This window comes from Orientia tsutsugamushi (genome assembly GCF_900327275.1).
GTDB classification, from domain to species: domain Bacteria; phylum Pseudomonadota; class Alphaproteobacteria; order Rickettsiales; family Rickettsiaceae; genus Orientia; species Orientia tsutsugamushi.
On record NZ_LS398548.1, the window covers coordinates 1,565,954 to 1,590,746 of the forward strand.

Genomic DNA, 24,793 nt, shown 5'->3' on the forward strand with positions numbered 1-24,793 from the left:
ATTTAAACATTATAGTAGTAGAATGAGAAATCTCATGCTACAATTGGGGCTAAAGGTGATTATGCAAAATCAAAAATTATGTTGGGCATTATCGAGGCCATTGAAGTATATGGGTTTGAGCATTGATGAATGGGGAGTAGTGCTAGCTGGAGTAGCTCCAGGAATTGTACTACTAAACAGCAGGCATGCTAAATTAGGCCTAGCATTTATGGTTGGAGGAATTGCTCTATGTTATTGCTTTAAGAAATTTAAGAAGGTATCGGAGAATTTTTTGCTAAAAAGTTTTTTAGTAGCTAAAGGTTTATTGCCAGCTCCATTAGGATATTCAAGATTGCTGGGCAAAAAAGTTGGCAAATAATGAATCATCTCTTTAAGCAAAATGCTATACAAGAGCTGGTTAAATATAATAAATGCTTACTTTCAGTAACTATATTGCTAGCTGCAGCTAATATAATTGCGATAATGGCTGCAATTACCAAAGAAGAAAAGTGGTTATTAATTCCAGCAATGGAGCCTGATCGTAAAATGATGGTTTCATCAAAAAATTACCATGAAACCTATTTAAAGGAATGGGCAATTTATGTGACGAAACTCTTATTTACTACTTCTCCAAATGAGGTAGAAAGACAAATAGCAGACATGAAAGTGGCATCTAGTAATACTGAATCTTTAAATAAATTTTTTCATGATCATTTGCAATTTGTTAAAGGCTCAAATGTATCTTCAGTCTTTTTTCCAAAAAAGATTGAAGTGATAAAGGATGGAGTATTAATTAGTGGAACGCTTCGTTATTGGTTTAGCGATAGTAAAGATATAGCTGTCGATAAGACTTACCTTTTGACTTACAAGCAAACTCCTAATTACCTTTTATTGTTGACTGGTGTTAAAGAGAATGGAATAAAAAAATGAGTATTAGATTTTTGAGATTTATCATATGGTTTATTGCTTTGGTAAACGTTAATAATATATATGCAGTAGAATATGAGTTAGAAGCTGACAATTTACTAAAGCTTGAGATTTCTGATAGTGGGCCAACAAGAATTAATCTTAAAGATGAAAAAATTAATGATATTTTTATGTATCCTCAAAATGCAGCTGAAGTTGTAGTTCATGAGTCTGGATTTTTGTTTATTGTTCCACGAGAAGAAGGAAACAAGGTTTATTTAACAGTAATAGGAGAATACAAAACAATTCAGGATTTAATGTTAACTTTTACTCCAAAAACTCCAAGCCCTATAATGCTTGTTAATGCTGCTACAAAAATAGAGGAAAAGGATAATTCAAAACAAAACAATAACAATTTGTTCAGTAATGACCTTAATACAAAAGAATTAACAGCGAAACCTTCTAAAAAACAAAGTAGAAATACTAAGAAAAAAATAAAACTGGCTTAAAGTGCTAGTTTTTACTTCAAAGACTTAAAGTTCTACAAAGATTATTAATTAAAACCGCTTCAAAGTAAAATTTCACTGGTATGGAATTAACTAGCATTAGGAGAATAATGCAAAATTTACTAATAAGCAATAACAATGTTCATATGCAATTTGTTAAAGGCTCAAATGTGTCTTCACCAATTTGTTCAGTAATGATGTTAATACAAAAGAATTAACAGCAAAACCTTCTAAAAAACAAAGTAGAAATACTAAGGAAAAATAAAACTGGCTTAAAATGCTAGTTTTTACTTCAAAGCCTTAAAGTTCTGGTAGGGTATCTGAAACTCTCTTCAAAGTAAAATTTCATTCAACGTGGAATTCACTAGCACTAGGAGAATAATGCAAAATTTACTAATAAGCAATAAAAATGTTCATATATCAAAAATCTCGACTAAATATGCTAAACCCTACATTTGGAATACAGTGGAATAATGTAGTTGTAGGGCTGTTAATTATTATAATTACTGCTTGTGTTTTTTCTTTTGAGCCAGCATTAGCTGATACTCTTGAAGGGCAGCTTAATAAAATAGACGGACTTTTTAGTGGAAAACTAAAAACAATAGGTATATCAAGTGCAACTATTCTATCATCGATTTGGGCTGTAGCAAGAGGCAATATAAAGCTTGCCGGAGTAATGGTAGCAATTGGTGTTATTTTAGGCTTTTACCTAGATTGGATTGCCGGTGGTATGAAAATTAATTGATAAGGTAGAAACATTAACATTCAAAAAGCGGAGGAATAGTGGAACAGGACAATTCAGACAATAATAATACAAAAGAAGAAGATTTAGAGCTAAATGATAAACCAAAGGCTGAATCTGTTAGGCCTAATAGCAAGTTATCAGAATTAACAAATATCATTCGTAGAAAGCCAGTAATTGCCTTAACTTTTATAAGCATCACAATAATGGTTGTTTCATATTTTTTATCTGAAAGTGGTAAAACGAAAGAATCTATAATTTTTATTGAAAATCGTGAGTCAAGAGAAGCGATTTCTGGAATAGAACAAGCTGTAGATTTGAGAGCAAAATGGACAGAAGAAATACTTAATGAAGTCAAAACATTAAAAGATAGATTTGAAAGTGTAATAGACAGCAGATATTTAGAAATTACAGCCCAAATTAATAATTTTAACCAAAAACTTGAGATATTGGAGAATCAGCCTAAGCAGAGTCTATATAATAATGATAGTGATGAATTTAGTTCTGATCTTAATCATCATATTTCAAATTCACCACATGATAACAAAACAGAGCAAGCTCCTGTACAATCATTTGTCAATCTTAGGAGAGCTGAATCTGAGCAAAAAAAAAATGTTGAGAACTATGTTACTAGCGGTAGTTCTGCTAGAGCTGTGCTACTTACTGGAGTCGTTGTAGGTACTGGAACAAACAGCTCTTCATCACCAGAACCAATTGTTCTGCAGTTGCTTGATACAGCAATTCTTTATAATAAATATAAAACTGATCAAATCAAAAATGCAATTTTAATTGGATCCTGTAACGGAGAGATGTCCTCAGAGAGAGCTAAATGTCGCATCGAAACTCTTTCAGTAGTCAATAACCAAGGAGATATTATCGAAAAAAAGGTGGAAGGCTGGTTGATAGGCGAAGACGGACGTTCTGGAATTAAAGGAATCGTGGTAGATAAATCGTCTAACATAGCAAGCATGGCTGCATTAAATGGAGTATTTAGCAGTATAGCTAAGTTTCTGCAATCTAAGGCTATTAAACCTGATATGCTACCAACTTTAAACCTAGTAGCTGGAGGCCAACAACAAGAGTTTCAGATTGGAGATGCGCTTCAGTCTGGAGCTTACGCTGGAGCTAGCAATGCTTTTGATAAGCTAGCTGATTTTGCTATAAAACGAGCTGATTCTATGAGCCCAGTCGTTCTTATTGCGTCAGGTAGAGTCATCGATGTTGTATTTAAAAAAGGTTTTGACTTATGTGAGCCCAAGAAGAAGCCACATAATTTAACTTATTCACAATCAACTAACAATGAAAAAGTTAATTTGCATAATAAATTCGATCAATCACAAAAGTTAGAGGAGCATTTATAATGAAGTTTTTATTATTGCTATTGGGCTGTATGAGCTTAACCAGCTTCTTTTACAGAAGTACTTTTGATTGTAAAATTCCTAAAGGGCTAAAATGTAAGTCTTTATATGAAATAAAGAATATGGTTGCTCAAGGCGCTTTTGATATTGATAATCTTGAGAAAGTTGAAACATCAAAAACTAAATCAAAAAGACGTTGTATTCTATGCTACAGGCAAGCTAAAGCAGTTCAAGGCCTAGATGTTGTTAACAAGTCGCCGAAAAAACCAAAAAAATATCTTATTAATTTATTTAAATCAAAACAGAGTCAAGGTGAACGCAAGCATACATAAGGATTTTGATCGAGAAAGATTTTCTAAACACTTTGTCTATGAATCATATGATGATGAGACTCAGCTATTCTTTAATCGTGGTTCAATAGGTTTTGTATTGCTTGCATGGCCATTAGTTGGAGCTAGTGTTTCTGCTCAAAATGAAATTGCTGAATTTCTGAAAAGCGATGAAAATTTACCTGCTGAAAGTAGCCTGCAAGTCTTGATGCTTGGTAGTAATAATATAGAGAATTTTTTAAGCAACTGGCAGTCATATCGTAAAGGAGAGATATTTATTGAGTTAGCAAATAAAAGAACAGAATTTTTACGTGATCAAGCTCAAAAAGTAGGTTCTATAAAGGATGTAGTATTGTTAATTTCAGTTACTATACCTAATTTAAATGCAAATATCGATGATATGATTCGCAGACGAGATGCTTTAAAAGATACGTTTAGGTCAATTGGATTAAGCACTGAAAATGTGAATGCGCAGCAATTATTAAAGTTCCTGAGAGTAATATTTGGCTGGCCTGAAGAAGAACATTCAAATATTAACCAGTATGAAATATTGTCTGAACAAATTTTAAGTGGAGATTTCTCGTTATTTGAGAATGATGATTGTATAAATGTAAATGATGATCAAATATTTATCAGCCTAGAAGCTCGCAAAAGACCTGCAGAATGGAAATTATCTGCCATGGATCTGTTTTTAGGCAATGAAATGCGTCGTGATGAATATATAAAATCAAATTTCCTGATTCATTTTGGTCTGCAAATTTTACCAAATCAAGCGATGGAAAGGACTGCAGCCATAACTAAAAGAGAAGCGCTAGAAAGAAATATTAATGCAGGAATGAGTAAATTTTTTCCTGATATACAACAAGAAGCTGCTGATTTAGCCGGTGTAGTGGCTGCTCTGCAGAGTGGTGATAGAGTAGTTAATATTCACTTCAACGTTATTATGTTTGATAAAACAAAAAAGGCTAAGCAATCTGCATCAGCCTTTTGTTCGATGTTAAGACGCAGTGGATGGTATTTTGTTCCATGTAAATATGATCATGTAGCTGTGTTACTAGCTGCCCTACCAATGCAATTAGTTGAACAAGGCCCAAAAGGTGTATTGGGTCAAAATAAAACATCAGGAGTTGGAGTAGCGCTTTCTAGCTTAGGTCGAGGCATAAAAACTGTTTCTGTAGAGAGCAAAGTATTATTGCCAATAATCGGTGAATGGAAAGGTGATTTAAGTTCTCCAGGCATGTTGCTAGCTGGAAGACGAGGACAAATAATGTATTGGTCTCCTTTTGGTGGAGCTTTATTACCTGCATTAAATAAGCATGGAGTAGCTCCAAATGAGAACTTTAACCTTTGTATAGCTGGAGTTCCAGGCTCTGGAAAATCTGTTTTTATGCAAGAATTAATGCTATCTGTTCTAGGAGTTGGTGGTAAAGTTTTTGTTCTTGATTATGGAAGATCATTTAAGCGTACATGCTTGATTCTAGGTGGTAGATACATAGAATTCGACATGAAAAACCCTGTATCAATTAATCCATTTTCAGAGGTGCCAGAGGATGACAGCGCAAAGTCTATAGAGGCTAGATCGGATTTTTTATCTAACTTTCCATCCATTTTAGCTACTATGGCTGCTCCACAGTATGGAACAAGCGATTTACAACAACCAATGCTACAGAGGGCTTTGATATCAGTCTGGCAAAAAAAGGGAGCTAAAGCTGAAATCACGGATATTGCAGACTGGTTATCAAATAGAGAAGAATCATATGCTAAAGAGCTTGGAAATATGCTCTTTCCTTTTACTAAAGATGGTCAACATGGAAGATTTTTTAGCGGTAAGGCGCAATTATCTCTAAACTCTGATATTGTGGTAATTGAAACTGATCATCTACGCTCTGTACCAGAGCTATTAGCTGTGATTGTACAGATTATGATTGTTCATATTAATCAAACAATGGTTAAGGGAGATAGAAGTAGACCATTTTTAATTATGATAGATGAAGCTTGGAAGCTATTAGCTGGAAAGCGTTCAGGAGAGTTTATTGAAGAAGCAGGTCGAATAGCTCGAAAATATAATGGATCGATTGCTTTAGCAACTCAGCAACTCACGGATTACTTTCGTCAAGAGGGTTCTGCGTCTGAAAAGGCGTTTGAGAACTCATCGCATAAGATAATTTTGAAGCAAAATTCGGAATCATTTAAGGCTATGCGAGCTAATCCTAAGCTTGCAGGCTTTGTTGATGAGGATTGGAAACTAAATTTACTGCAATCTGTACATTCAAATCCTCCGTATTATAGTGAAATAGCTATTTACAGCCCTAATGTTTCAGGTGTTGTAGGCAGATTAATGATTGATCCATTTACTCTACTGTTAACTTCAACAAATGCTAGAGATTATCAAGCAATAGAAGATCACATGGCTAAAGGTATGAATGTCAGCGAGGCAATTAATTATGTGATAAGAGAACGGAAAATAATTCCATGAAGCACGGAGCAGTAATTAGTATAGGTACATTCTTTGCTTTATTTGCCGTTGCTTATCAAGTAAGCGATATAAGAGCCAATTTATTAAATGCTGATATAGGTGTTGAAATTAAGGATTATGGGACTAGAGGGCATGTTTTTCCAATCATTGAGGAATCATTACTGGAGGTGATTATGGCTAAACTTAATGCTGCATCAAAAAGTGGATTGTTGAACCAAATGCAGCTGGAATTTCAGGAAAAAGTTAGGCAAAAAATCATGAGACCAGTTCCAGTAAAAAATTTGAGTAAAGCTACTGAAAATAAAACGCGAATATATGATTCTACCTACGTTCAAAAGGATGACATTAAGACAAAAAATGGTATAATAATAGTAAAGGGAGGAACTAAAATAAATCCTTTAGAGATAATAAATTGGGGTGAACCACTAATATTAATTGATGGAGATGATGAAGATCAGGTTGCTTGGGCAAAATCAAGACCAGGAAAGATAGTGTTAGTTAATGGAAATCCTATTGAACTTAGCAATCTATTAGGCCGGCACGTATTCTTCGATCAATTGGGTTTTTTGAGTATGAAGTTTAAAATACAAGCTGTGCCAGCCATAATAGAGCAAGAAAACACTGTGCTTAAAATTAGCGAAGTAAGCACCTATTAAAAGCATATAACGCACGTTGGAAGTTACATAATATGCTGTAAGCAGTATAACTCAATATACTATTAGATTCAACTTAAAAGAAGGTTTTATATGAAAAGTTGGAAATTACAGCAATTAGAACAAGATCTAGTTAAAATAGTTAATAATACGCTACGAGGTGAAATACAAGAGATAGTAAATCCAGGTGGTGAAACTTTATATTTAATTCCAGGAAATAGATATCCAAAACTTCTTCGTAAAATTTCATCAATGCAAGCAAAGTGAGTGAAGGAACTGGTAATTTTGTTAGCGATAGTAATGTCTATAACAGCTAATAACTGTTATGCAGCTGCTGGGTGTGTTGGAAGATTTGTAAATCCTATAACAGATGTATGTTGGAAGTGCTTGTTTCCAATTACTATAGCTGGATTTAAGGTAGTAAGCAGTTCAATGCCTGATACTAATGCTTCTGGTAGACTTATATGTCTTTGTCCTAAGCCAGGGATTCCAGTGCCTATACCTGGTATTCCGGTAGGATTTTGGGAGCCAGTACGCCTTGTAGACGTTACAAAGTCACCAATGTGTATGGTAAGTCTTGGAGGTTTGTCATTTGGAACTGCTACTCAAAAAGGCATGAAAGATGAAGCTGAAGGAAGTGCTTTTTACCACATTCATTGGTATGTCTATCCCGTGATTTACTGGCTGGAAATTTTGCTTGATTTTATTTGTCTGGAAATGGCTGCAGTCGATATAGCATATTTAACAGAGTTTGATCCATTATGGAGTGATGATGCTAAATCTGCGATTTTAAATCCAGAAACGTTGTTGTTTCAAAATGTAGCTGCTTATCAAGCATGTATAGCTGATTGCATGAGTTGTAGCGCTGGTTTATTAGCAAGTGATTATGCTTTTTGGTGTGCTGGATGTCAAGGAATGCTTTACCCTTTTACTGGAACTGCTGCTGCTCATAATGGTGGAGTTGGAACATCTGTATTAATGGTAAGTAAATTTATGGCTAAGATGCATAGGCAGCTGATGTTATGGGGATATTATGGTTATAAAGGCCTATGTGGCAAGTATCCTATGCCTATCATAAAGAAAAGTCAGTATCGACTACAAATGACTTATCCGATTCCAGAAACTAAATCCTGTAAGAGCATAGGTCAAACAGAAGCTATATGGCAAGCTGGCAGAGAATTTCCAGTTAATGGTGAAGATTTTGGTTACTTAATTTGGCGAAAAAGAGATTGTTGTTTGCTTTGATTTATAAAGCTTGGAGAAGAATATGGTTATACGAGTAATGATGTTGATGGTTTTATTATTTGTTAATAATGCTAATGCTTTTTTTTTGGACAAGCAAAAAACTTTTATTTTTGTCTCATTTTCAATGAGTGATGAGGCTTTAAAAAGCTATTTTGCTGAATCTCAAAAGTCTGGAGCTCGATTAGTTATGCGTGGGTTAATTAATAACTCATTTACACAAACAAAGAATAAAACTATGGAGCTTGATATTAGCTTCGATATAGATCCTAGCTTGTTTGAGAAATATAAGGTTGATGTTGTACCAGTGATAGTAATAGATGATGAAAAAAGAGGATTAACCAAGAAATTAACTGGCCATATTCCTTTAGCAACAGCATTAGAAATTATGAATGAGAATACTCCATGAAGCAACTTATAGTACTAGTTTTGATAATATTGAACATCAATTGTTGTTTAGCTTCAATGCAAAGCAGTTATAATGAAGCTAGCAACTATAATGTAAATCTTGGAAATTCTTCAAATACACAAGAATTATTTCATCAAGGTAGTAATGTCAATTATCCTAATAATGATGAGGATTTAACCTATCATGGCCGTAATCAGCTTAGTACAGAAAGTGGGGCAATGTTATTTCAAGCTGAAAACAGTAAAAACAATGCCTTAACTCAACATAATATCAACGATCAAAATTATATGATAGCTAATTCAATGAGAATTGAATCTGATCCTTTAAGTGCACTTGATAGCAGTAACTTCGTAACTCAGACAAGTACAACTAATACTGAAATTATTCAAAGTTGTACTGAAGGCAGTAAGTTCAATATTGAACTTATTCGAGAATTAAATGTTGAGTGCAGATTAGAGAATGTATGGCTTCCATGGCAAAACCGGCAAATGGAATTTGCAACAGAAAAAATAAAGGAGAATCATAGTAATTGGCTTAAGAGTCGTAGCGATGTCTATGATGAATCAGGTGCGCAAATATACTGCCTAGTAGATGATCCCGAAGCAATTGAAAGACAAATGAAATGGGCTATTGTTAATAGGCTCGGTGTACCTACACAGCATATTGGTAGAAATTTTTTATTAGAAGTAAATGAAAAAATATGTATACTTCACTATGACTACAGAGATAAGACTCAAGAACTAAGGAAAGTAGCAGAATATTGGAAAGTTTTAAACCCTGAACTTGAGCAATTAACAGAAAGTAACGAATGCTATGAGGTCAATAGAATCAACTATGATGGTGGTGATAGAGTATTTTTTGACAAGTTTAAAGTCAATCGTCCATATTGGAAACAAAAGATTGTTTTTTCTTGTACTAGCGATCCAAAAGATGGTTGCAAACACCTTAAAATACAAAATTGTGAATTAAAAAACAGCACTTGCCAAAAATCGGTAGCAAATATTTGTTTACTCTGGCAGCACGATTATAGCTGTTCAACTGAGAAGCAAACAATGCTACACTCATCATTGCGTAATAACTCAATCTTTTGTTTAGGAGGCAATTGCAATACTCCAACTATTATACCAAACAGGGATATAGCTAAAGTAGCTCATATAGCGATGCTAAATCAGATGAGCAAAGACATTAAAACAAATCCCGTTTCTGTATTTTCAGGTAAACATCGAAAATGCAAAAAAGATGTATTTAGTTTTTTGAATTGCTGCTCTTCAATGACTGGCTGGGGGCGTGATATAGGCTTATCGCAATGTAAATCTAAGGAACAAGAATTAGCTCTATATAGAAAAAAAGGTTATTGCTACTATATCGGTACCTACTGTTCTTCAAGAATTCCGATATTAGGTATTTGCTTAGCTAGAAAGTCTACTTATTGCTGCTTTCAGTCAAAACTTGCTAGAATTTTTCAGGAAGAAGCAAGAAAACAGCTAAAAATAGACTTTGGAACACCTGAATGTCCAAATTGTAGAGGCCTTACTGTTAAGGAATTACAAAAAGTTGATTTCACTAAAATCAATATGGACGAACTATTTGGTGATATACTCACTAAGGCTCAAAACAGCATGAACAAAGACATTATTGCAGGCATCAAAGATAAAGTTCATCGTATGCAACAAAGTCAGTCTAAATGAGCAGATTATTAATGTTTATGATATTAATTAGTCATTTATCCACTGTTGATGCTTCACCAACAGGATTTCTATGGTATAATGATAAACATGATCATGAGCTTAATAACTCTAGTTCTAAGTTGATGAGTTGGACTCATGATCATAGAATCGAGGAATTAAAGGAGCAATTTAATCGAGCTCAGCGTATAGCGCTTGATAATCCAACGCTCGAAAATGTAATTACAGCCCAAAGATTGCAGAAGCAAATCATGGAGAAGGCTCATAAGTTTGCTACTATGTGGCAACTAGCTACTCTACTTGATTATCAACTGATTAATGCTAATGAGCCTGCTAATAGCTTACATAGAAAGCTGTATCAAGAAAAATCAGAACAAGAAAACGACTTAAAACTCAAAAACATTGCTAAAAACTGGGGATTAATTTTGCAAGTTAAACAAGATTGCTTGCTATGTAAAGCCTTTATTCCTATTGTTCAGAGCTTTGCTAATAAATATGCATTTCAGTTGCTAGCTGTCAGTAAGAATAATGAGTTACTAAATAAATTAAATCCTAAGCATGTTGTGCCTGTATTATATCTAGTAGCTAGCGATGGTAAAAAAATATATGCAGTAGCTAGAAGCATAATCTCTGAAGATAAAATTATCGACAATATTCTAGCAATCGATAGATATTATCATAAATTGGAGACCGCATGAGCATTAGAATCAGAGTTTATGTCATTACAATGCTATTATTGCTACAAGCTCCAGTATCACTGGCTTGGAATATCGAAAACGTATTTCAAGGAATGAGTGTTAATGTTACTAGATCTGGATCATATCAAGATCAAGCGGCTGGATATTATGCAGCTGGCGGATTATCTGCCAGAACAAGCCAAACATCATTTCAGCCATTTGCTATAACTCCACCATCTTTAAACATGAGCTGTAGCGGTATTGACGCCTATCTTGGTAGTTTCTCTGTTATTTCTGGAGAAGAATTAGTTCAACTAATGAAGAATATTGGTTCTCAAGCTAAAGTTTATGCATTTTCATTAGGATTAAAAACATTTGCTCCACAGATTGAGAACGCTCTCAAAGACTTACGTAATCTAGCAATGGAGATGAATCAATTTGCCAAAGGAGATTGTGAATTAACAAAAGCATTATTTGCTACAGCTTTACCAAGAAACTGGGCTATGAGAGAAGCTGTTTGCCGTGATATACAGTCACAAAGTGGATTTGATTATTTTGCAGCTGGTAAAAAATGTCGTAATGATTTAGCCCAAAAACAATCTCTGCGACAAGCACAAAACAAGGATCCAGAGTTAATGCTGGATGATTATAACATCTTCACTAAAGCAGCAGCAAAGGTTGGAATACCATCAAATATGCATGATTCAATCATGTCTATGACTGGCACTATCGTGGTTACAAACAATAATGTACACTTTTATGACTCATTAGCTCAGGATGAAAAAAGTTGGATTAGTCATTTAAAAGGCGGAGAATCAGCCTCGATTTACAGTTGTGATAATGTTAGTTGCTTGCATCCAAGCTTGCGACGAAATATCACAATATTGCCAGAGAAATCTTATGCAGGTAAAGCTAAACAACAATTGACTAATCTAAAAATTAAGTTTGATAAGAATTCTGAATTCATTGACTCTGAAATAGCCTTTTTATCTTCGATTGGAGATATATTTCCGATTTATGATTATATTACATTAGAAGCTATTTCTGGAGTCACAATTTTAGATAGCTCATCAGAATTAATAGCTAGCTATACATTAGTTCAGCATTTGAAGGAAGTAATCACCGAAATACGTAGAGCCGTTACTTCACTAGGTGCTAAGCAAGTTTCGAATGAACATTTAGAAAGATATTTGAAGGAATTGAATCGGGTACAACTTTTTGCAAATGAGAAATGGACTAGCCTACAAACAGATGCAAGTCGAATAGATAAAAGGGCTAGATTAATAGAGCAGCATTTAATAGCGAAGGAGAAAAGTTAATGGATTACGTAATATACACATTTGGTGGTGGAGACTTATTGTGGCATGTGTTTAACGGCATAGGCAGAGTCTTTGCTTCAAATAGCGAATACTTCACTCCAGTAGGCCACTTAGCCTTGACTATTGGCGGCATATGGGCTGCTACTAGGGCTATTTTTAGAGGAAATATCGGCATCTTTGCTATGGAGTGGTTCTTTCCATCGATATTTATTTTTACGCTGTTATTTGCCCCCAAAGCTACTGTTTGGCTGAAGGATGAGGTATCAATGAGTGCACCAGTAAAAGTTGATAATATTCCGATAGGTATTGCAATGTTTGCTTCTCTTTCCTCGCAAACGAGTTACTTTGTGTCCAAAATGTTGGAAAATCATCTTTTACCTGCTTATGAAGGACTATCAAGCAGAAAAACTGGTATTATGTTTGGAGCAAAGGCTGTAGCTAAGATTCGAGATGTGCAAATACATGATCCAGTAACTTTAACTAATACTAAGGAATTTCTTAGACAATGCTTTATGAAGCCTTACATCATAGGTAATATCTTAGGTAAAAAAGCTGCTGCTCAACAAACTAATGATATCATAGGATTTATCGAGCAGAATATACCTAATAATTTCGGTATTTATTATCGCGAACCTAGTAATTTAGGTATTAGTTTCAAGACATGTAGGCAAGCTACTCCATTAATTAAAGCAGCAATTCATAAAGAATTAAATGAAGGGCTTTTAACAAACTTTGCAGCTGCGATTGGAGTTCAATCTGATCAGTCACACATGTTAAGTCAAAGACTAAAAGTCATGACTGGCGACACACTAAAATATTTACAGAGAGAGCAACAAGATATTCATGAATGGATGAAGCAAGCTATGCTACTTAATGCTAATCGTGAGTCATATGATGACTGGCGTGAGAAGTTTTCATTATCACGAATTTATCCTAATCTGGTGAGTATGCATGCAATCAGAGGGCTATTTCAACAGTCGTTTTCGTATCTAGTAGCTGGAGAAATTGCTGCTCACATGATGCCTATTTTACAATCTGTTTTTTTTGCAGTAGTAGTTTCAATGATCTTTATTGTATTTCCAATGGCCTTACTGCCTGGCGGCTACAACATATTAAAAACATGGATTTTGTTAATAATATGGGTCAGCAGCTGGCCAGTATTTTTTACAATAATCCATTGTCTAGGAATGATCAGCTTATCCAGTAAATCTGGAGCTTTCGGTAGTGATTATGGGCTGAATATGCTATCGCAAGGAAGCTTTGCAGAGATGATTTTATATAGCTATGCTACATTTCAAATGCTTGCGTCATCAATACCAATGCTTTCTTGGGCAGTGATAAAAGCTTGCGCTCATGCTACAGCTAACTTAGCCAGCCAGTTCTCTCCTATACAAGTTGCTAGCAGCTTAGGAAGTAATATAGTCGACAATAACTTGAGTATGGATAATTACAGCATAGGCAATAGAACTATTTCTCAACAAAACCTAGCTCCTTCATTACATATGGCTGCTATTATCAATGATGGTAGTATAACAGTCACTACAACGTATGATGGTCGAGAAATTATAAATAAAAACGTAGATTTATTATTAGATAACTACCGCTCTTCTGCACTGCTACAATCTGGATATCAAAACCAGTTTGTGCGTTCACAGAGCAATCTTGATTCACTGACAAAAAGAGAGTCCGATCTTATTTCAACAGGAAACTCCATTACCATGGAAATAGGCAAAAGGTTAACTCATGATGAAGCTCTGTCTATAGGCCTAACTGAGAGTGAATACCAAGCTCTGCAGAAGGTTGGTTCTAGTAGCATTGCTACTACTGAGCATACAGGTAGTAGCCACAGTAAAAGTAGTGGTACTCATGCAGAAGTAGGTGGTAGTATGTTTAATGTTAGCGGTAAAGTTTCAGGAGGGATTATTAATGAAAATAACCAAGGGCAATCAGCTAACCAACAGCAGTCATATAATGAAGCAGTATCCAAAATTCAAAGTGCAGTTAAAGAAGGAAGATTTAGTAGTACAAATAGTGAGGTGGAGTCATTAAGTAAAAATCTTAATGCTAACATTTCTGAGCAACAATCTGTTGGGCAAGAAATAGCTAAAACTAAACAAGAAATGGAGCAACTGACTCATAGTATGAACTATGTATTCCAAAACTCTGCCACTATTGATCGTAACATTAATGAACTTGTATTAAATGAAATTATTGCTCAAAATCCTGAAATAAGAAGCAAGGAGCAAGCAGCTAGATGGATAATAAACCACTCGGCTGAAGCAGAAAAAATTGCTTTTGAGGTTGCTAAAATCAACAATGAAGTACCTAAAAATTTGAATGATCATATTAATGATGGTAACTTTTCTACTAAACGAGATATACAAAATACTTTTGAGAAAAATGTTGAACAATTACAAGCTAAGGTCAGTAACATTCATAATAACAGCAATATAATGCATGTACAAAATATAAAACAAACTTTTATTGATAATGAAAAAGTAGAGAATCTTGATCGAATTTCTGATAGTATTAAGGATAAGACTAAAGAAATACAGGATGAATTTAATAATACTTCTAATTCAGCAGTTATTTTAACTGGCAAACAAGCAGTAAAAAATTTAAATGGTAATAAATGATTAGTAATTAATATGAAAAACGCGTGTAAAAAATTAGCCATTATTTTATCATTAATATTATTAAATACAGCAGCTGTTGCAGCAGAGCAAAGCATACAACAAGATTTAATTCAAGATAGAGCTGTACTAGCTAAGGAGTATTTTAATATTGGTAGTTCTTTCTTGAGATTAAAAAAATATTATGAAGCAATAGAAAATTTTAATATAGCTATTAAGTACGATCCAAGTTATGCGACAGCATATAATAGCAAAGGAATGGCTTTGCACTATTTAAGCAAATATCACGAAGCTATTAAAAATTATAATATAGCTATTAAATACAAACCTGATTTTGTAGAAGCTTATAATAACAAAGCTGTATCTCATAGAAAACTTGGAAAAAATGAAGAAGCAGTAATACTTTGTAATCTCGCAATTAAATATAAACCCGACTATGCAGAAGCTTATATTAATAAAGGAGCTTCTTTAAACGACTTAGGGCAGTATGAAGAAGCAATGGAAAACTTTGATATAGCTATTAAATATAGTCCGAGTAATGCAACGGCTTATTATAACAAAGGCATAGCGTTAATGTATTTAATGCAACTTCAGGATGCTATTGAAAACTATAATCTTGCCATTAAATATAAGGCAGATTACTCAGAAGCATATAATAATAAAGGGCTAGTACAGATATTTTTGGGTCAATTTTCAGAATCGATAAAAAATTTTAACTTAGCTATTAAGTATGATTCTAATGATGCAACAGCATACCATAACAAAGGTTATGTGCTAAGTATGTTAAAAAGATATCCAGAAGCAATAAAAAGCTGCAATCTAGCAATTAAATACAATCCGAATTGTGCAGAGGCTTACTACCGTAGAGGAATGATTTTTGAAAAATTAGGTAAACATCAAGATGCGATTAAAAATTATGATATAGCTGCTAAATATAATCCTAATTTTGCTGAAAACTATCTTGAAAAAGGAATATCATTAGTAAGTTTAGGACAGTACTCAAAGGCTAAGGAGAATTTTAACTTAGCTATTAAATATAATCCTAATATCATTGCAGAATACGAAGCAATGTTTAAAAAGTTAACAGAATTCGAGAATTTAACTATTGCAAAAGACTATGAGCAAAAACTACAGATATTGAAAAAATACTCTTGAGATAGATGAATTTTCAGAATCAAGGAAATTTCACAAGAGGATCGCAGTTATTTGCTCATAAGTTAAGAATGTTTGGGCAAGGTAGTACCAACGTTTTTATAATTGGATTAGGATTATCGATATTCTGGATTATATGTCGATTATATCAAAAAGTTTGTCTGAGCAGTTTGTATTATTTTGTAATTGAAAGATATGTGCAGCTTAAGCTAGCAATTGGTGAGCATTTTTATGATATCGATCAAATAGGCATTAAGTTTTATAGTTTAAGGTTTAAAAAATGGATGCACCTCAATGCTCAAGACTTTTTGCATGAGTTTTATACAGGCCAACATGGATTTAAAATACAGCAATTATGGGAATTCTTAATCAATTCAGCATTGTTAGAAGGATTAATTGTTTTTACTATTGGTGTGATAATCTCAATTGTTTTCTTTACAGCTCAAGGTAAAAAAACGATTATTAAGGCCAAAATTAGAGGTGCTGATTTTGTAGGATACAAATGCTTAGCCAAAATGCTAAAAAGCGCTAAAAAGGCCTCGAAAATCCGTTTTGGAGGCTTACCATTAGTAAAGAATAGTGAAAGATTACACATTCTGATTACTGGAACAACAGGTACCGGTAAAACTAATATGCTTAACGAACTGCTACCACAAATTCGATTACATAAGGATCGAGCAATAATTGTAGACACTACTGGAGCTTTTACTGATAGATTTTTTGACCCTAAATGTGATAAGCTGCTTAATCCTTTTGAAAAAAATAGTGAACAATGGTTGCCTTGGAATGATTGTTTTGAAGCAGCTGATTTTCATGATATAGCGAGTAGTTTTAGTAATTATACTCCTAAACTTGATGACTTTTTTGCTAAAAATGCTGAATTAGTCTTGTCTGAAGCATTGAAGCTATATAAGGATGATAAAGATATCATAAAACTAATTCATACAATCATTTACTCTGATAATAGACAATTTGCAAAAGCTTTTAGAAGCACTGCCGTATCAGGTATTATAAGCGAAAGCGCGCTCGAAACTTCTGCAGGAATTCAGTCTACGCTTGGAAAGAATATTACTTCGCTACAATATTTAAAGCCTGGAGGTAGTTTTAGCATAAAAGAATGGTTTAGTAATTCAAATGAAACTAGCTGGCTATTTATCACAGCTAACCCAAATCAAAGAGCTACTTTATGCCCACTTATTTCAGCCTGGATAAGCATAGCTATCAAGGCTTTGATGTGTAGAAATCCTAATCATGATAACAAAAACATGTGGTTTATACTTGATGAACTGCCAGCTCTACAAAAAGTTTCGTCTTTACCAGTTGCTTTAGCTGAAAGTAGAAAGTATGGAGGCTGCTTTGTTGCTGGATTGCAGAACATTCATCAATTAGAAGCAATATATGGGGCTGCTGAATGTGCTTCTATGCTGGATTTGTTTAATAGTAAATTTATTTTTCGAGTTAGCGATCAGGTTACAGCCTATAAATCAGCATTAACACTAGGTGAGCAAGAGATAATTGAAACTCAAGAGAACTTGTCATATGGATCAAATACTATGCGAGATGGGGTAAATATGAATAATGTTGAGCGTAAAAAGATTTTAGTTATGCCATCTGAAATTATGAACCTACCAGACCTTACATGTTATGTAAAGCTTGCTGGTAACTTTCCTATCACAAAACTAACTATGCAGCTACAAAACTTAAATACAGCTTTTGTTTGTGAATATAAATTGCTCAAAAAACTTAAGTTAGTAGAGTATTAATTCGAAAAATTAATACTCTATGTTATTTTTTAAATTAATCACTTCTTCTTTTGACAATCCGGTATTTTCAGAAATAAATTCAACTGAAAAGCCAGCTTTTAATAAGTTCATTGCAAGCTCTTGTGCAGCTTCAGCTCTGCCTTCAGCTCTGCCTTCAGCTCTGCCTTCAGCTCTGCCTTCAGCTCTGCCTTTAGTTTCACCAATCTCTATACCTTCATCAATATATTTTGCAGCAATAGTTCTCATAATATTACTTTTTTCTTCTTCAGATAAATACTTAGCCAGAACCTGCTCTAATTCTGGTTGCTGACTCTCTAGTAATTTAGTATCAGTATACCATAAAAATGATCGTAGGTAAATATAGCCTTTTTCTTTGTCAAGTATTAAAACATGTTTGAACTTTATTAGAAACTCTTCCCAAAGCTTTAACATATCTCGTTGATGAATGTGCTTTAGCATATATTCGAGCATTCCGATATGCTTTTTCCTAACAATTTCATCATTCGACATACTTTGCAAATCGACTAATTGATAGTCAGAAGTCATTAATTGCTTAGCTATCATTGAATCGGTAAATAAATCCCACAAATTCCTAGGTGCGTTGTAGACCTCTTTGCCGTTGTAGATCACTAAATTATACACTAATGGTAATTTAGTTTTTTCTTTCTTATGCCTTTCGCACAATAACAATGTGTATCTCCATAACCGCAGAGCTGTCCAATAATCGACGGTTGATTGAGCTTCAATTAATATATAAATAAAAGCATTGCCATGCTTTTTGGTTGCAACTCTATAGACGATATCGCTGTATTTTTTCTTTAACGATTCTTCTATATAACTCTCTTGCTCTACTTTTATTTGTGATAAATCTATTAAACTCTTGAAATCGCTTGGTAAATAATACTCTAGAAATTCTTGTGCAGCTACTGGATCGCTCATGATTGTCTTTGCCAATGAATCATGCTTTAATTTTTTTGTCATATTTTTTCACTCTATAGTTTTTTAAATAAAAAATGCTGTGTCATACTCTGCCTAGTGTTTCGGACATAATCTTTGTTGTATATTAGTTTGTATTGATTCAATTTTTTCATTAAGTTTTCTTATTTCAGGGCTGATAATATTTCTAACAGCATATAATCCTTGAGTTTTTAATACATTATTGAAGTCATTTTTGACTGTACAGACTACTGCTTCCTTATCCTCTAGAACTTTTTCAGCTTTTTCAGTATTTACGTCATTTTTAACTGCTAGAATGATCTTTTCTTTTGGGCTAGGATTATAGTTTTGCAAATTTTCGGCTTCAATTGCACATAAGATTTTGCCTTCGACTCCAGCTTGTTGAATGGTTAACGCTGTTTCAATATCCTTTGTAATGATTGTTACAGGTGAGTATTTTGAATTCTGTTGAGCAATTTCAGCAAATGACCCACTAATTGTACCAACAGATTTTTCAGCTACATCAGCTTTATTACATGTTTTTGAATTCAGAGCTAATATCTTAGCTCCAGTAATTTCATCTTTGTCATTTTTAACAAAAATAGTGAGTGCAGGCCAGGATTTTTGAGTCTCTTCATCAAAAACCATATTTGCCCTTAAATTATGAATTATTAAAGATTTTTGAACTATAAATTCCTGTATGGTTTTCTGAATATTTATTAACTACTATCGTTTCCACCTTAGCTTCCTCTTCTTGTTTAAAGTAGTATAGAGATGACGATTTATTATACAATTCTTTAACATTCGTAATATCATTTTGTTTTGCTATACTATTATTTTCTGTTTGAGTAAGTTTGGTTGTTTCAACTGCCTTAGTCAGTTTAGTAATTTCAGGTTCTATAATGTCTCTAATTGACTGGTCTCCACAACTTTGCAGCAGATTATTAAAATCACCATTTTCTGGTGGTTTGACTATACAAGTTATCGCTCCCTTCATTTCTAACATTTTTGCAGCTTTAATTACAGTATTATAAGTTATAGGATTTTTGCTATCATTATCTGCTGCAATGATGATTTTTTCACCAGGAAATGGTGAATAATTTCTCAAATTCGAAATTCCTGCACTAGCAATGATATTACCTTTAATGCCTGATTGCTGCAAGCTCAATGCTGTTTCAGCGCCTTCTGCTATAATTGTTATATTAGGGTCATTCGCATTTCGCTTTGCGATTGTTATGAACGATCCGCTGATTTTGCCGAAAGATCTTCTGTTAATTAAAATATTCGCCTTATCTCCTGCCGAATTTAGATATACGGCCTGTACTCCGGTAATTTCCCCTTTTGAATTTCTTGCAAATGCTGTAAATGCTGGATAATTTTCTCTCGTTTGAGTATCAAACAGTATACTTCCTTTTAAGTCTGAACTTGCGGTGCTTTTGTCAAAAGTAATACCACGATTTTCAAGATACTTTTTTACTATTTCAACTTCTGCGCTTGGGCTCGTATCTATCTCATAACCATGTATTCTGCTTGATCGTTCATACAAGTTTTGAACTTTTGCGATTTTAACACTTTCAGATTGTTGAGTGTATTGTTGAGAATCGTCAGTCTTAGGCGGTCTCTGATACCGTTGACTAATATTAGACATTCCAACCATACTTTTCAAATATTCCTTTGCCTCAAAAAAGCTGTATCCTCTTTCTCTTTGAGCCAGGGATAATAAATCACCCTTTTGTCCTGTACTAAAGTCATACCATTTTCCAGCGTACTTGCCCTCGGTGGTTACTTGTATTTTGCCAGTGTCTCCCCAACGTAATTTTCCGTATGTAGATAGGCGCTTATTTGGATCTCCAAGAATATCACGAGCTATAGTGTCAGCTCTATAAGCTATTGCATCCTTCAATTTTTGTAGGTCTTCCTCGCTATTTGAATAATAATCGTTTTTTCTATAGTTTTGAGCAGATTGATATTGCCTTACTTCATTTGCTTGAACATCATTATTCTCCTCTTTTGAATTGATAGAGTCTGTCTTAGCTGTGCTAAGCTGCTCTATTAGGTTAGCAACATTTTTTGTAGCTTGCACATTGTAGTACAGCCGTACTTGCTCTGCATTCCCTATCATGCTTATGTTAGAACTTTCTATTCCTACACCATTATTATGAAGAACATATACATCTTTTTTGACAGCTGTTTGTGGGTTACAAACTGTTGTAGCATATCCATGTTTAAAGCTTATTTTATTCAAATCAAAGCTTACCTCGTTTCCTGTATCTGTCTTAGCTACAAACTTATTTTCATCAATTGATACTAGAGTTGCAAATTCACTGTTTTGTATTTGTAAATCCTTATCGTTTGTTTGAAAGATAATTCGGTCTCCAGCCATGTAGTTAGCATATTTTTTTGATTCAGCTCCTGAAATTAAAATGCTGTATTCTGTACCTTTTAGATCACCATTTTCCTTCATGTAGTTTCTGATGTTTTGATTAATATTTTCAGCTTCTTTATGGTCAGCAATTATCAAACGATCCTGCAGCTCAAATTTACTATTCTTCCAATCATTGATTAATTGGTTTATTGATTCTTTTAGAGTGTTATCAGCTCTCAAGCTATTATTATCACTAAGTAGCACTATGCCATCAGCAATATCACCATTTGTCAGCTTTACAGCCACGTTGTGGTTCCAGCTGTTAGCCTTAGAATTTTCTATCTCTGTTTTTGAATTATGAATGTTATTGAAATTATTTGAATCATTGATTTTGTCAGTCATATAAAACCTCACCTTCGCATCACTAAATTGTTTTGTGGTATAAATATTTGATATTTTTACCGTTTGAATTATAATTTTATTGCTAAGTGATTATTGAGATAGTTTTCTAACAGATGCAGATCTTCAAAATTCCAGCGCTTCCAATATTCTCTTAGCAAGGCATAATGCGAATTACAAAAATCGCTTTCGGTTATCATTTTTTATCTTATTTTGTAATTCGCCCTGTGAATGAATAGCTTACATTCAATTTCAAATCTTCAGCACTACCGTCTAAGTCCAATTTTTTGAGCTATGTCAGTTTTCACCACTTGTTCAGACTCTGTTTTTACGTTCTGAGTATTAATTAACTTCATGATTTCAGGTATCATAAGCCCCTTAACAGCTATTGCTCCTTTATTTTTTAGCATTTCGTTAAAATCTTCACCTTCTGAATGAATTACGATGCTAGTAATTGCTCCTTTGCTTGTCAGTACTTTTGCAGCCTCGTTTATAGTGCTTACATATTCTTTATTTTGTTTATCATTATTTGCAGCTATAAGAATCTTTTCTCCTTGAAATGGCTGATAATACTTTAAATTATTTACATTTGAGCTATATACCATTCTGCTATCAATGCCAGCTTCCTGAAAACTTGATATCGTTTTTCCTTCTGCTGACAGAATGGTTACATCATAATCATATTGTCTTTGTTCTTTGATCTGCATAAATAATGGAGTAGAAATATCTTTGAGCTGGACTTTTTCTACTTTAGCTTCTTCCTCTGGTTTGGCGGTAAAATGATAATATTCTTTATTCACATGAGATCTATCATTGATATCATTGATTATAGACTTAAACCAGTTTTCAATTTTACTAAAAACAGTTGTCTTTGTCCGTTCTTTCTCCAAATCATGAGCAGTTTTCAGAGTTATGCTAGCTGATTTCTCATTTGGTCTGCTGAGCTGATTTATTAAACTGTTAATGCTTCCAGTAGCTTCATTATTGCAATATAACTTTAAGCTCTTTATATGCCTTGTCATAGCTACGTATGAGCTGCTTATATTACTTACTCCATTATGCAAAACGTATACATCTTTTATAGAAGCTCCCTGGACCTTATAAACAGTACTTGCATAGCCATGTTTAAATTGTATTTCACTAGGATCAAAACTCACTTCTTTTCCTGTGTCTGTCTTAGCTATAAATTTATTTTTACTAACCGAAGTTAAAGTTGCAAATTCACTATTTTGTATTTGTAAATCCTTATAGCTTTTTTGAAATACGATTCTATCTCCTGCCATATATGACTTTTTCCTTCCATCAATAGAACGCTCATATTCTGTGCCTTTTAGCGTACCATTTGCTTTTAACAAAGACCTAATACTTGAATTAAGAATGTCGACATCTTTATTACGTACTGTAATTACCAGTTTTTCATGTGGTTTAAATTTGCTTAGACTCCAGTTGTATATTAACTTACTCATTGAGTCCTGCAACGTATTATCAAACCTAACGCAGTTATTTTGCCTCAGTAAGGTTATACCGCTTAAAATATTACTCTCAGCAAACTCCATTGCTGCTTCTCTGCTCCAGTTTTCACTTTGTCTTCGAATATTTACTAAAACATGTGAACCAAAAATATTACTCAGAATCTCAAACATTCCGCCTCTTTCTATTGAAGCTAGCTGTTTTTCATCTCCAGCAAGTATCAGTTGACAATTATTGTTTCTAACTACTCTAAACAGCTCTGCATAAGCTTTAGTACCTACCATTCCAGCTTCATCTACTACTATTAAGCTGTCTTGCATAAAAATTTTTTTTCGATTATATAAAAATCCTTTTACTGTATAGACCTCTGTATAACCTTTGCTCCTCAGCTCTGATACTGCCTTATGAGTAGGAGCAAGACCAATAACTTTTTGTCCACGATTTGTTGCGAGCTTATGCGCTTTTGCTAAAACATAAGATTTTCCTGTACCAGCTCTTCCTCTCAAGACTCTAACTCCACTAGTGCTAAGCAAAATATGCCTTAGCGCTTGTTTCTGTTCCTCACTAACATTTGCTAGACCTTCGATATCACTTTTAAGATTGTAAATGTTGTTGTAATAAACCTGATCATTGATTTTATTAGCTATTCTGATTATTCTCGTCTCCTCATTTCGAACCTCAATTGTCGTAAAATATTTGCTACTTTCACCATCATCATGATATAATTCTAGTATTCTATTTGAACTAAGCACTTTCTGAACTAACTGTTCTCTTGCTGTTGGATCTGGTATATCTTTTACTGCTTTTTCAACATCCTCCTTAGTAAAAATAGATTTGTAATGTGTTATAGAATCTGTTATTACGTCAGCATCATTAATAATCTTCAAATGAGCCTCTTTACGTAACTCATTTTCATTTAATACTTCATTAATTAAATTCCTAATTCTACGAGGTCCAATATGCTTTCCAGGCACTTCGCTTGTCTCGTCAACTCTATATGGCAAGCCTAATTCAGCGAAATATGCATTAGTTTCTTCTTTTGCTATTTCATGAATCATCTTGTGATCTTTAATAACAACCTTTTTGCCATTAACTGTTATGATTTTTGGGTTTAAATCTACTGCTCTATCTCCTAAACCAGTTCCATCTTTTCTAAATCTTCTCATAGTGAGCAATATATGTGCATGCCAGTTTTTATCTCCTATTTGAGGCTTATGAATGTCTATCTGTACTCCAAGACCATTTTGCACCCATTCCATTGCATCAACTATTCGATGAGTTAGTTCTATTCTATGCTCTAAATTTAGCTCCTTCTCATCTGGCAACGCTATTACGATATCCTTCAACAACTGGCTGTTTGGGTCTTTTGCGGTTCGTTCTACCTCATTCATTAATGTTTGAATATTCTTGAAGTCTTGATTTACATAATCAGGTATCAGCACTGTATGATATACGTTATCTTTCTTACGAGAGAAGTTATACTTTATACCTGTCTTCTCGTTTTCAACAATAGTTCTTGCATTATACGCTGCCTTACGACAACTATCACCTCCTTTACTTCTAGTTAAAAATTCAATCCTTGTAAACTGTATAGCCATCTCAATACCAATTCTCACCTGAGTTTTAAGTTAGCATGGTTTTTTTGATTTTGCTAGCATAAACTTCTTTTTTTTTAACATTCAATCGGTTAATGAGTACTCATTTTTTAGCAGCAATCTTTATAGATTGCATATTGCGTAGTGCGACATGAGGTCGCTCAAACAGAGACTACAGAAATGTAGCAAGGTTGCATTT

Annotated in this window: 21 protein-coding genes and 1 pseudogene; 17 read left to right on the plus strand and 5 right to left on the minus strand. The window is 33.8% G+C overall.

Features of this window, described 5'->3' with window-relative positions; all coding sequences use genetic code 11:
- Positions 1–22: 22 nt before the first annotated feature.
- The 17 genes from DK405_RS08210 to DK405_RS08285 all read left to right on the plus strand — a co-directional run bounded on the left by DK405_RS08210 (position 23) and on the right by DK405_RS08285 (position 17,829).
- Positions 23–358, plus strand: coding sequence for a hypothetical protein (locus tag DK405_RS08210; RefSeq protein WP_045918854.1), 336 nt, complete (start codon positions 23–25; stop codon positions 356–358).
- Positions 358–909, plus strand: coding sequence for a TraE/TraK family type IV conjugative transfer system protein (locus DK405_RS08215; protein ID WP_045912835.1), 552 nt, complete (start codon positions 358–360; stop codon positions 907–909). The genes DK405_RS08210 and DK405_RS08215 overlap by 1 nt, the downstream gene beginning before the upstream one ends.
- Positions 906–1,394 carry a hypothetical protein gene (locus DK405_RS08220; RefSeq protein ID WP_064613303.1) on the plus strand — a complete coding sequence of 163 codons (489 nt, stop codon included), beginning with the start codon at positions 906–908 and terminating at the stop codon, positions 1,392–1,394. The genes DK405_RS08215 and DK405_RS08220 overlap by 4 nt, the downstream gene beginning before the upstream one ends.
- 406 nt (positions 1,395–1,800) lie before the next feature.
- Positions 1,801–2,136, plus strand: a complete 336-nt coding sequence (locus DK405_RS08225) for a hypothetical protein (RefSeq protein ID WP_081420583.1) — start codon at positions 1,801–1,803, stop codon at positions 2,134–2,136.
- A 38-nt stretch (positions 2,137–2,174) separates the two neighbouring features.
- Positions 2,175–3,494, plus strand: coding sequence for a TraB/VirB10 family protein (locus tag DK405_RS08230; protein WP_109510580.1), 1,320 nt, complete (start codon positions 2,175–2,177; stop codon positions 3,492–3,494).
- The gene (locus DK405_RS08235; protein WP_064612735.1) at positions 3,494–3,823 is read left to right on the plus strand and encodes a hypothetical protein; all 330 of its coding nucleotides are present in this window, start codon (positions 3,494–3,496) and stop codon (positions 3,821–3,823) included. Before DK405_RS08230 ends, DK405_RS08235 begins: the two co-directional genes overlap by 1 nt.
- Positions 3,735–6,296, plus strand: coding sequence for a TraC family protein (locus DK405_RS08240; protein WP_410522058.1), 2,562 nt, complete (start codon positions 3,735–3,737; stop codon positions 6,294–6,296). Before DK405_RS08235 ends, DK405_RS08240 begins: the two co-directional genes overlap by 89 nt.
- Positions 6,293–6,952, plus strand: coding sequence for a conjugal transfer protein (locus DK405_RS08245; RefSeq protein WP_109510660.1), 660 nt, complete (start codon positions 6,293–6,295; stop codon positions 6,950–6,952). Before DK405_RS08240 ends, DK405_RS08245 begins: the two co-directional genes overlap by 4 nt.
- 90 nt (positions 6,953–7,042) lie before the next feature.
- Positions 7,043–7,216: a hypothetical protein gene (locus DK405_RS13110; protein WP_174190469.1), complete on the plus strand. Its 174-nt coding sequence runs from the start codon at positions 7,043–7,045 to the stop codon at positions 7,214–7,216.
- Positions 7,217–8,194 (plus strand): conjugal transfer pilus assembly protein TraU, encoded by a 978-nt coding sequence (gene traU, locus DK405_RS08250; RefSeq protein ID WP_174197563.1) that lies wholly within the window; start codon positions 7,217–7,219, stop codon positions 8,192–8,194.
- 22 nt (positions 8,195–8,216) lie between these two features.
- Entirely contained in the window at positions 8,217–8,600 is a 384-nt protein-coding gene (gene trbC, locus DK405_RS08255) for a type-F conjugative transfer system pilin assembly protein TrbC (RefSeq protein WP_045912829.1), read from the plus strand.
- Positions 8,597–10,288, plus strand: a complete 1,692-nt coding sequence (traN, locus tag DK405_RS08260; RefSeq protein WP_109510661.1) for a conjugal transfer protein TraN — start codon at positions 8,597–8,599, stop codon at positions 10,286–10,288. The genes trbC and traN overlap by 4 nt, the downstream gene beginning before the upstream one ends.
- Positions 10,285–10,983, plus strand: a complete 699-nt coding sequence (locus DK405_RS08265; protein ID WP_064613397.1) for a conjugal transfer protein TraF — start codon at positions 10,285–10,287, stop codon at positions 10,981–10,983. Before traN ends, DK405_RS08265 begins: the two co-directional genes overlap by 4 nt.
- The gene (locus tag DK405_RS08270; protein WP_064613395.1) at positions 10,980–12,281 is read left to right on the plus strand and encodes a conjugal transfer protein TraH; all 1,302 of its coding nucleotides are present in this window, start codon (positions 10,980–10,982) and stop codon (positions 12,279–12,281) included. The genes DK405_RS08265 and DK405_RS08270 overlap by 4 nt, the downstream gene beginning before the upstream one ends.
- Entirely contained in the window at positions 12,281–14,917 is a 2,637-nt protein-coding gene (locus DK405_RS08275) for a conjugal transfer protein TraG (RefSeq protein ID WP_081420700.1), read from the plus strand. The genes DK405_RS08270 and DK405_RS08275 overlap by 1 nt, the downstream gene beginning before the upstream one ends.
- Before the next feature lie 12 nt (positions 14,918–14,929).
- Positions 14,930–16,069, plus strand: a complete 1,140-nt coding sequence (locus DK405_RS08280; RefSeq protein WP_064613393.1) for a tetratricopeptide repeat protein — start codon at positions 14,930–14,932, stop codon at positions 16,067–16,069.
- A gap of 5 nt (positions 16,070–16,074) precedes the next feature.
- Positions 16,075–17,829: a type IV secretion system DNA-binding domain-containing protein gene (locus DK405_RS08285; protein WP_064613391.1), complete on the plus strand. Its 1,755-nt coding sequence runs from the start codon at positions 16,075–16,077 to the stop codon at positions 17,827–17,829.
- A gap of 9 nt (positions 17,830–17,838) precedes the next feature.
- On the opposite strand, the gene DK405_RS08290 is transcribed toward DK405_RS08285, so the two are convergent.
- The 5 genes and pseudogenes from DK405_RS08290 to DK405_RS16225 all read right to left on the minus strand — a co-directional run.
- Positions 17,839–18,810, minus strand: coding sequence for an Rpn family recombination-promoting nuclease/putative transposase (locus tag DK405_RS08290; protein WP_064613389.1), 972 nt, complete (start codon positions 18,808–18,810; stop codon positions 17,839–17,841).
- Between the two features lie 51 nt (positions 18,811–18,861).
- Positions 18,862–19,413, minus strand: coding sequence for a hypothetical protein (locus DK405_RS15835; protein ID WP_064613387.1), 552 nt, complete (start codon positions 19,411–19,413; stop codon positions 18,862–18,864).
- A gap of 13 nt (positions 19,414–19,426) precedes the next feature.
- Positions 19,427–21,532 carry a toprim domain-containing protein gene (locus tag DK405_RS15840; protein ID WP_410522041.1) on the minus strand — a complete coding sequence of 702 codons (2,106 nt, stop codon included), beginning with the start codon at positions 21,530–21,532 and terminating at the stop codon, positions 19,427–19,429.
- 263 nt (positions 21,533–21,795) lie between these two features.
- On the minus strand, positions 21,796–22,593 hold the full coding sequence (locus tag DK405_RS16220) for a conjugal transfer protein TraA (protein ID WP_458693004.1): 798 nt from the start codon (positions 22,591–22,593) through the stop codon (positions 21,796–21,798).
- Positions 22,594–23,076: 483 nt separating this feature from the next.
- Positions 23,077–24,597 (minus strand): annotated as a pseudogene (locus DK405_RS16225) (AAA family ATPase); the annotation flags it as partial.
- Positions 24,598–24,793: the final 196 nt, after the last annotated feature.